Source organism: Leptospira alexanderi serovar Manhao 3 str. L 60, from assembly GCF_000243815.2.
Lineage (GTDB): Bacteria > Spirochaetota > Leptospiria > Leptospirales > Leptospiraceae > Leptospira > Leptospira alexanderi.
Map to the genome: position 1 here is coordinate 22,843 of NZ_AHMT02000031.1, position 7,158 is coordinate 30,000.

Here is a 7,158-nt window from a genome sequence, read left to right on the forward strand (position 1 = left end):
ATCGATTACGCCGGATAAATTTCGTGGACAAAGTCGTGTATCTCTTCCAGGTCTCGAAAGAAATTTTGAAAAGAGAAAAAGGAGTTCTTCAATTCGAGTTCGACTTTCTTAGTTAGGATTAGGAGGGAACGATAATAGGCCATTTTAGGATCGTCTTTCTTCGTTTTGGAGATCATTTCTTCCAAATCGCACAAAGAAGCTTCGTAAAATCGGATCAAAGATTCGAAGTCTTTGGCTTCCGACAAAGAACGAATTGGCCCCGAAGATTGTAGGGCATCCCCGATTTCGGCACGTTCGTGTAGGATTGTCGCCTCGTCCTTGATTCCGAGTACACTCATCATACCCAACCGTAGGGCGGCTATTTCATGACATGCCATATATTCTCCTCATTTTACTGCATGATGTTGTCGACGAGTCTTGCGACCAATCGATCGTTAAACAAATGTTCGGTGACAATTTCTTCCGCGTCGTTTTCGTTTACTCTTTGATACCAGATTCCGTCCGGATACACGACCAGAGTTGGTCCTTCCCCGCATCTACCCAAACAGGAACTTTTGGAAACTCGAAAGTCCGTTTGTTTTCCGTGTTTTTTGATACAAGAACGGAATCGATGAATCAGAGAAATGCTACCTTTGTTTGCGCAATCCGTACTTTCGCAGATATACACGTGTTTAATCAAATTTCTATGGGGAAACTCGTGAGGAGCGCTTTGAGTATGAGTTTCCAAATGTCTCATACTCCAAAGAAGAGAATTGAGACCTCCGACTTTGTTTTTTAAACCCGGAATGGAAACTCGATATTCGCAGTTGTCGCAAGGAAGGGCTTCCTTGCCCGAAAGAGCTTGGGAAATCCTTTCGTCAAGGATCGGATATAGAATCGGATCGGGTCCGAAGTGAGAGGCGGTTTCGATTTTGATCCAAGGATATTTTAGGGAATATTCTTTTGTTATATGATAAATCTTTTGTATTAACTTTCCATTGAATAGAAAATATGGGAGAATCAAAAGACGGTCCGGCCTGAGTTTTACCGACATTTCGATGCTTTCGTGTAAGAGAGGTTTGGTGATGCCGATAAAACTGGGTTTTACGAAAAGAAAGGAATTGGATTCCTCGAAAAACCGAACAGCCTTGTAGAAGTTTCCGTTGGAATCCGCATCGGAGGCTCCTCGACTCACCACGATCACTCCCGTTTTGGATTGGGAATCTTCTTTGAAGATATTGCTTTCTTTGGAGCGAATTGATAATAAATTTATAATATTCTCATGAATTCCTAAAGGCATCGCGGAGACGAATCGATGATTTGGGAACTTTTCTTTTAGGTCGGAAAGAATCAAAGGGATGTCGTTTTTGACGTGATTGGAAGCGAACAAAAACAGCGGGAAAATTAAAATCCGATTCCGTGTTTTTGCGAATTCCAAAAGCGCCGTTTTAAAAGCCGGTTCCGCGAGTTCTACGTACCCGATGCAGATTTCGTACTCCGGATGGAGCTTGCGGTATCCTTCGACGAACGTCTCGAATTCTGTACTGGAGGAGAGTTCTCTACTTCCGTGTCCGACGATAAAAATTCCGAGAACGTTTCTACTTACTTCCTTCTTACCTGCGGGCGTAGAAACGGCACACAACGCAATACTCCCCCTTTCAAAGTGAACCTAAAACCAATCAATCAACGAACGAATGCATAGACTACTCCATTGGAATCTAACACATCTTATATTATTTTTTATTTAAGTTACGTTCACCTTACTTCCGAGGTTTAAACGTATCTTCAAGATTTTCCTAGGATCGTATTCTGACTTTGAGATCTATCTACTCGGCATGCCTTCCCAGGTTTAACCCCAGTGGCTTTCTATGCCTTTCGTCCCTCTTACAGCGGCGGATACCGTGACGGATTCTAACCGTCTTCCCATCTACGTGAAACGTCGATGAATCCCATGAAAATAGATTATAAATCCAGCAATATTCTTATCGATTCTTTTGAAAAGAATAATTTTTAATTCGAATACGGAATCTTTAGGATTCCTATCGAAATTACTACTCGGACGCATGAAAATGATACTCGAAAATAAGCGGTCGGTTTTGCAAAAGTACAGCGGTTCTCAAAAATTAAGTCAAATCGGGAAATCTCGACTTTTTAGAGGAAGATTCCAACATTCTAATTTTCGAAATAGTTTATCATAGTATTTTATTCATGCGTCCGAGTAGTAATGTTAACCGAGATTTGAAATCGATTTTTTCTTTCGAGTACCTTCGTAAAATTTTTACAATTTGGAATTGAGTGTTTTGAATTTGAGGATTACTTAGGGGGTAGAATTTGTTTTCGAACAGAATCAAAAGGTTTTTCTAATTTTCTCAGCTTGTATTTCTAAGCAAAACACGTCAACTTTTTCGAGCTAAACTGGAGCCTATCCGATCTAAGATAGGGAAGTTTCGGAATTAAAATTGCAGGATTATTAAACTTAAAATCGTTTCAGAGAATCCTGCTTGACCTCAAAAGGAAGAAACTTATACATTTCGCATGTTTTTGTTAGGCCAAGCACGCCCAATTCTTGTCTGGCCGGAATTTTCTTGGATTCCTGTCATCAATGGAACTATCTTTGTGGTTCTTCTATTGGCCGCCGGATATTATCTGGAAAGACGTTTTCGCAAATCGATCGAAAATCGAGCTACGCTCCGGGCTAAGATTCTTAGAAAGTTACCTCTTACATACATGAACGGAAGGGATGTGATTCAGATACATTCCTTTTTGGATCACGCCTCGGTCTCCGTGCTTCAAAAAATTGCGGAGTCACAATCTTGGTTTCAGGAGATTTTTCTTCCGGAACTCGCACTTTATCTTGCTCATCAAGGGGAACTTCCTGCCTGGAGAGACACGATCATATTCAAAAGGTTGCAACATCTCGTCCATGATCTTGGTCCTCATCCTAGAAAAATCACTCCGGTCGTATTTTTAACCGATGGAGAAGAGGCCTTTCCCGGTTTTTTGTATTCTAACCCACCGGGACCCGATTCCGTTCAGAAGTCGCTCCACACGAAAGTATTCACAAAAAAGCTCTACAATGCGTTTCCGGTTTCGGTGGGAGATAAGATTCACGTTTTGTATTCGGGCGATGATAAGGAATGGATTCGTTTCGACGCGAAGATTTTCAGCCTGAAAGGGAACGACATGGGTATTCAAGTGGAAACTGTTCCCGAAAAAGATCCGGAAAAGACGAAAACTTGGGGTGGAATTCAAATGGGAGGCGTTGGAGGAATTCAAGAAGACGTCGCCTTGCCCGACGAATTTCAAGGAAGTCTTGCGCAGATTTTAAACTACGCTGAGACGAGTCCTTCTACCGCGGCTGAGATTCAAAAAAGGGTACGCACATTTAAAGAACATCCTGGTCTGGTTCGTAAAGAGCACAAACCGGAGGAAATTCAGACTTTTATCGAACTCTATTCCGCTTGTTATGCAAAATACAGATCGGACATCGCTCCCGTTCCAAAACCGGTTCTACTATTTTTATATTTTTTTTATATGGACGAGAATCTTCTTTCTCCGGCGAGAATTGTTCAACTTTACGGAACACTGGAAAAAATCCGAAATTATACACAAGATCCTTCTAGTCATAAACTTGCGGTGTATTTTTTACCGGAATGGTTGGGACTCATTCTTTCGGGTAAAAAAACTCCTTCCCGAAATCATCTAGCGCAATCATACGAACAAGTGCGTGCTTCCATACTTCGCAAAACGGGAACCGACGAGTATGCGAGTGACAGCGGGATCGAGGACTTGTTGCATCTTCTCGATTGGGAATTGAGCAATTTATTATTCAACGGACTTATCGGCGTTTCTTCCAATCCGAATCTTGCATATCCGATTCTTTCCGAAGATCAGATGTACGGAGAAACCGACGCGTTTTTGGTCACGCATGAAAAAATAAATGCCGTTGTAGATCACGTTCGTAAAATCGATAAACATCTTTTTTACAGACAGATTTCCTTTGAGCCCGAGCAGACTCCCGGCAAACCGGAACTTGCGATGAAAGAAATCTGTCCAGACTGTATCATACTTCCGGTTTTCGGAAATAGAGGGGTTCTTTGGCAGGAAATTACTTCCGGACTTGTATCGAGAGGACGTCTCGTATTTCCTCAGATTTTAAACGAGAACATGACTTTGGCGATTACGAGAACCCTTGGGGAATTCAAGTGGGAGATTGAAAGAACGGTTCGAGGAAGGAAGTGGAAAGATTCCGCCCCACCTTCGCTTACTTCGGAATATTATCTTTATCTGGAGAATTATCGGAAGTCCCCTGCTCTCACTCCCGATGCGAAAAAAAGCATCGATCAACAACTTGTCAAATACAGAAAGAATTTAAAAGATATGTTTGCTTCGGATTATTCCTATTGGATTCTTTTCGAATCGTCCGGAAAACTCAGACTCAACCGAGTGGCGAGGGATGTTCTCAATCGGTATGTTCCTTTTTCCCCTCAGATTCGGACCGAATTGCAAAAACATCCGATTCTAAAGGAATCGATGGATTCTTTCGAGTCCAGAAAAAGAAGACTTGTTTCGGGAATCAAAAAGAGATACAACCCCTACTTTCAGACCGGAAACGTTCCCGTGGAGGTTTTGGAAACGATTCGATTTTTCGAAGAGATGTGAGAATATTATAATAATCTTTCGAATGCCGATGCCCGTAAGTCTTTCGTCACGAAAAACTTGGCGTTGCAAGCGGGACAACTGTGGTTCCCGAAATTTTGTATTTTCAAAAGATGAAAACAAATCGGACAATTGATGAGCACGGGAGCATTTTCGGGGAAAACGGAAGGTTTGACGGAATCGACTGCAATCAAGTGCGATTTTGCAGATTCCCGATCTTTGAATACTGGAATTTCCTTTTCACTTTCCGCGGAGATTTCGATTCCGGTAGGCACCGAACAAATCGCAAACTTAGATCCGGAAAAACGTTCCGGAAGTCGGTTTAATACCAACACGCCTTCCGGCGTGGCCGATTTGAGCCCGGAAGCGTCTAAAAGGATTTTACGCGGAAATTCGGATAACTCTTCCAATTTGGAAAGCAAAGCTTCTCCTAATTTAAAATCCAAATCTCCTTGGAGGTTGATGATGATTTCTTTCAAAGTGTCCTGAAATAACGATTTATACTCTTATTGGAAGTGAGGCAAGAAAAGAATTTCTGCAACACATTTTTCGGTTTACCTAAAAATCGAAATGGTCTGTTTCAAAAAGGTTGGACTTTTAGGAACGAACGGATTTTATTTCCTACATGCTCGGTCAGTGGAATCGAAGAATGTGGGTCTTTCCTTTAGATCTGTTATTCATGGGGATTTCCTATTTTTTGGCGCATTGGATTCGCTTTGAGTCTTTTATTTTTCTCGCGTCACCGGAAAGATTTTTTACTTCTTTGATCATTGTCATTACCGTAAGAGCCGGTGTTTTTATTCTCTCCGATATTTACAGATCGATTTGGGTTTACGCTTCGATTCACGATCTTGTGGAAATTATCAAGGTCACACTTCTCTCCTCTCTGGTCTCAACCACGGCACTCTTATTTTACAATCGTTTCGAACAACTTTCCAGAATGGTTCCCGTTTTGGATACGCTCCTTCTCCTCAGTTTTCTTTGTATTCGTAGTTTTTCCTGGAGAGTATTCCGGGATCAGTACATTCTCAAAAAATCCAAGGAAGAAGGTCTTCCGACTCTGATTCTAGGAGCTGGGAAGATAGGTGCGACCCTGCTTTCGGAAATTCGAAGACACAACGAACTCAAACTCAATCCGATCGGATTTTTAGACGATAATGTCCAGAAAATCGGAGCGCATATCCAAGGGGTTCCGATTCTGGCTAAAATCGATCAAGCCGAACAAATGATCAATCGTTTCGGAGTAAAACAAGTTATTATCGCAATCACCAATCCCGACGGAAAACTTATCAGTCGGTTGATTCGTTCTTTTGAGAGTACGGATGTGAAGTTTAAAATTCTTCCTTCTTTGGGCTCTTTGTTTTTTGATTCTCCCAAATTAAATCAACTCAGAGAGGTGCAGGTGGAAGACCTTTTGGGTCGCCCGGTTGTGGATCTTGAAGTTGAGTCCATTCGTTCTTACTTAAAAGGGAAATCGATTTTAATTACCGGAGCGGGAGGTTCGATCGGGAGCGAACTTTGTCGGCAGGTTGCCGTTTTCGAACCTTCTCGAATTCTTCTTTTGGATTCGGCGGAAACTCCGTTATACGAAATCGAATACGAACTTGGAAAAAAATTACAAGGACAAAATATAGAACTCATTCCGATCGTCGCTGATATCAAAAATCTTTCCAGAGTCAGTTCTATTTTTGAAAAACATTCTCCCGAAGTTGTATTTCACTCGGCCGCTTACAAACACGTTCCTATGATGGAAATCAATCCAACCGAAGCGGTAATGAATAATGTGTTGGGTACGAAAAACGTCGCCGATATTTCTAGACTTTCGGGCGTGGAGCGTTTTGTTTTAATCTCCACGGATAAGGCGGTCAATCCTGTGAACATCATGGGCGCTTCCAAACGTGCGGCGGAATTGTATTTACAACATGTCTCCCGAGAAACAAAAACCAAGTTTATTACGGTTCGATTCGGAAACGTTCTCGGTTCCAACGGGTCCGTGATTCCAAGGTTCAGGGAGCAAATTGCAAACGGTGGCCCGGTTACTGTCACACATCCCGACGTGATCCGTTATTTTATGACAATTCCGGAAGCGACTCAGTTAGTTCTCCAAGCTGGAAGTATGGGAGAATGCGGAGAGATCTTTATCCTTGAGATGGGAGAGCCGGTAAAAATTCTCAACTTAGCGGAAGAGATGATTCGTCTCTGCGGTCTTAGACCTCATGTAGATATACCGATTCAGTTCACCGGACTTAGACCGGGGGAAAAATTATTCGAAGAGCTTCTTTTGGATCTGGAGGGAATTAAAAAGACCCATCATCCTAAGATCAAAATCGCCGCGCCCTTGGAAAATCAGGAAGTGACTACATTTGTTGCAAGATTCAACGAACTTTTAGCCGCAGGAAGGATTAACAAGGATAAGGATATCTTTCTCGCTTTTAAGGCTCTGGTTCCGGAATACAGAATTCACGGAGATTATTTGAACGAAGCCGTCACGAGAGTTTCCGATCAAAATTTAAAGAATGG

Annotated in this window: 6 protein-coding genes and 1 riboswitch (2 of these 7 cut by a window edge); of the genes, 3 read left to right on the top strand and 3 right to left on the bottom strand. The window is 42.1% G+C overall.

What is annotated here, in order from left to right; genetic code table 11:
- Positions 1-5: 5 nt before the first annotated feature.
- Together LEP1GSC062_RS11100 and LEP1GSC062_RS11105 are read right to left on the bottom strand one after the other, a co-directional pair.
- A complete protein-coding gene (locus LEP1GSC062_RS11100; protein ID WP_078123895.1) occupies positions 6-377 on the bottom strand; it encodes a DUF3209 family protein in 372 nt (123 codons plus the stop codon).
- Positions 378-391: 14 nt separating this feature from the next.
- Entirely contained in the window at positions 392-1,621 is a 1,230-nt protein-coding gene (locus tag LEP1GSC062_RS11105; protein WP_010579342.1) for a CbiX/SirB N-terminal domain-containing protein, read from the bottom strand.
- Between the two features lie 140 nt (positions 1,622-1,761).
- Positions 1,762-1,947: riboswitch (cobalamin riboswitch) on the bottom strand.
- 567 nt (positions 1,948-2,514) lie between these two features.
- Here LEP1GSC062_RS11105 and LEP1GSC062_RS11115 point away from each other — a divergent pair.
- Positions 2,515-4,641 (top strand): hypothetical protein, encoded by a 2,127-nt coding sequence (locus LEP1GSC062_RS11115; RefSeq protein WP_010579343.1) that lies wholly within the window; start codon positions 2,515-2,517, stop codon positions 4,639-4,641.
- A 5-nt stretch (positions 4,642-4,646) separates the two neighbouring features.
- On the opposite strand, the gene LEP1GSC062_RS11120 is transcribed toward LEP1GSC062_RS11115, so the two are convergent.
- On the bottom strand, positions 4,647-5,117 hold the full coding sequence (locus LEP1GSC062_RS11120) for a hypothetical protein (protein WP_010579344.1): 471 nt from the start codon (positions 5,115-5,117) through the stop codon (positions 4,647-4,649).
- 146 nt (positions 5,118-5,263) lie between these two features.
- Between LEP1GSC062_RS11120 and LEP1GSC062_RS11125 the strand changes: the two genes are divergently transcribed.
- Positions 5,264-7,158, top strand: partial view of a polysaccharide biosynthesis protein gene (locus tag LEP1GSC062_RS11125; protein ID WP_078124279.1) — the 5' portion only. The gene runs 4 nt beyond the window's last position; the window shows 1,895 of its 1,899 coding nt (coding positions 1-1,895); its start codon is at positions 5,264-5,266; its stop codon lies off the right edge, out of view.
- Positions 7,155-7,158 carry the 5' end (the start) of a ClpXP protease specificity-enhancing factor SspB gene (locus tag LEP1GSC062_RS11130; protein ID WP_020984269.1) on the top strand. It continues 479 nt past the right edge of the window, so 4 of the gene's 483 nt are visible here — the first part of the coding sequence; it begins with the start codon at positions 7,155-7,157; its stop codon lies beyond the right edge, outside the window. Before LEP1GSC062_RS11125 ends, LEP1GSC062_RS11130 begins: the two co-directional genes overlap by 8 nt.